The 2,002-nt window shown below is 70.2% G+C and carries 3 protein-coding genes; 1 reads left to right on the top strand and 2 read right to left on the bottom strand.

The window, feature by feature from the left end:
• A partial coding sequence (locus tag ACTHJJ_RS02690; protein ID WP_440301392.1) for an XdhC family protein occupies positions 1 to 252 on the top strand: 252 nt, incomplete at its 5' end.
• Between the two features lie 97 nt (positions 253 to 349).
• Here the strand turns inward: ACTHJJ_RS02690 and ACTHJJ_RS02685 are convergent.
• Both ACTHJJ_RS02685 and mgrA read right to left on the bottom strand, forming a co-directional pair.
• Positions 350 to 811: a PaaI family thioesterase gene (locus ACTHJJ_RS02685; RefSeq protein WP_440301391.1), complete on the bottom strand. Its 462-nt coding sequence runs from the start codon at positions 809 to 811 to the stop codon at positions 350 to 352.
• A 92-nt stretch (positions 812 to 903) separates the two neighbouring features.
• Positions 904 to 1,947, bottom strand: coding sequence for an L-glyceraldehyde 3-phosphate reductase (gene mgrA / locus ACTHJJ_RS02680; protein ID WP_440301390.1), 1,044 nt, complete (start codon positions 1,945 to 1,947; stop codon positions 904 to 906).
• Positions 1,948 to 2,002 lie beyond the last annotated feature (55 nt).

The following is a 2,002-nucleotide window of genomic DNA, read 5'->3' as shown; positions in this document are numbered from 1 at the left end:
CGCGAGGCGGGCCTGACCGAGGACGAGCTGGGCCGGATGAGCTCGCCCATCGGGCTCGACCTGGGCGCCCGGACCCCGGAGGAGACCGCGATCTCGATTGCAGCCGAGATCATCATGGATCGCTGGGGCGGGGCGGGCGAGCGGCTCACGGGCTTGTCCGGGCCGATCCACCACCATGGCCACGCCGACGAGCCACCGCTGCTCCCGCACCAACGCTCCGAGCGCGGGCAGGAGTCATCGGTCGTGCCCTGAGCGACTTCACAACTCACCGAGCAGCTGCACACCTCGACGGTTGCAACCGGCGATGTTCGCCGCTGCTCGGTGTGTGGGGGGAGTGTGCCCAGCCCGGTCAGGACCGGGGCCGCCACCGCTTCCACAGGGCGGTCGCCGTCGCACGGACCTTGTCGTCCCAGACGAGCTCGACCGCGGCGGTGATCTCCGGCTCCGTGGCCGAGACGACGACGGCGCGCAGCGTGACCGGTTGCTGCAGCGGCGCCGGGCGCAGGTAGCGGACCTCCAGCCCGGCGGTGACATACGCCAGGGCCGCTCCCGGCAGCGGACCCCACCCGCGCCCATCCGCCTCGTGCATGACCGCGGCCGCACTGTGGCAGTCGAGCAGGGTGCTGATGATGCCGCCGTTGAGGAAGCCGACGCCGTTGTCGTGCTCCGGCCACGGCAGGAAGGTCGCGACGACTGCGTCCCCGCCGGGGTAGCTCTTGAGCCGGAGCCCCTTGTCGTTGGCCGGCCCGCACCCGAAGCACGTCATGTCGGGGAAGAGGCGGTCCTGGATGCTCGGCTCGTCGGTGCGCACGCGGCCACCGTACAAGCGCTCACGGTGCGATCGGCCGCCAGCCCAGCGGCATACGGCCGGGGTATGCCGCTGGGCTACGACGGCGCGAGTGCTCAGAAGGAGCTGGAGCGCTGCCAGAGGTTGATGCCACTGTCGACGGCGTCCTTGTCGATCCGCTCGAGCTCGGCATCGTCGAAGGAGAGGTTGTCGAGCGCGCCGAGGCTGTTCTCGAGCTGGCCCACCGAGGAGGCACCGATGAGCACGGACGTCACACGGGGGTCGCGGAGGGCCCAGGCGAGCGCGAGCGGCGCCAACGACTGGCCGCGGGCGGCGGCCATCTCGTTGAGGGAGCGCACGTGCGTGAGCGCCTCGGCCGTGAGCAGGTCGGGCGACAGCGACTTGTCCTGCGCGGCCCGGGATCCCTCCGGGATGCCGTTCAGGTACCTGTCGGTGAGCATCCCCTGCGCCAGGGGCGAGAAGGCGATGCACCCGACGCCCTCCTCCTCGAGCACGTCGAGCAGGTCCTCCTCGATCCACCGGTTGAGCATCGAGTAGCTCGGCTGATGGATGAGCAGCGGTGTTCCGAGGTCGCGCAAGATGGCCACTGCCTCGCGGGTCCGCGCACCCGAGTATGACGAGATCCCCACGTAGAGGGCCTTGCCCTGGCGGACCGCGGCGTCGAGCGCGCCCATCGTCTCCTCGAGCGGCGTCGTCTCGTCGAAGCGGTGGCTGGAGAAGATGTCGACGTAGTCGACGCCCATCCGCTTGAGAGACTGGTCGAGGGACGACAGCAGGTACTTGCGGGACCCGCCGCCCTGCCCGTAGGGCCCCGGCCACATGTCGTATCCGGCCTTCGTCGAGAGGATCAGCTCGTCGCGGTAGCGCTTGAAGTCCTGGGCGAAGATCGTGCCGAAGTTGCGCTCGGCGCTGCCGTAGGGCGGTCCGTAGTTGTTCGCCAGGTCGAAGTGCGTCACCCCGAGGTCGAAGGCGCGTCGCAGGATTGCGCGCTGCCGGTCGAGCGGCACGTCGTCGCCGAAGTTGTGCCACAGCCCGAGCGACACGGCCGGCAGGTCGAGGCCGCTGCGCCCGCAGCGGCGGTACTGCATCAGCTCGTAGCGGTCGGAACGGGCCTGGTAGTCATCCACGTGGAACGTCATGGGACCCATACTTCCGGACGCGCACGTGTGCCGTTCAGGCCCCCACGCCGCCCTC

This window comes from Intrasporangium sp. (genome assembly GCF_051961875.1).
Classification (GTDB): domain Bacteria; phylum Actinomycetota; class Actinomycetes; order Actinomycetales; family Dermatophilaceae; genus Intrasporangium_A.
The sequence above is the reverse complement of the archived record's forward strand: the minus strand, read 5'-3'. Positions and strand labels throughout refer to the sequence as shown.

Excerpts from the sequence above, each read along its gene's own strand:
- mgrA (WP_440301390.1), bottom strand. The coding sequence starts at position 1,947 with ATGACGTTCCACGTGGATGACTACCAGGCCCGTTCCGACCGCTACGAG.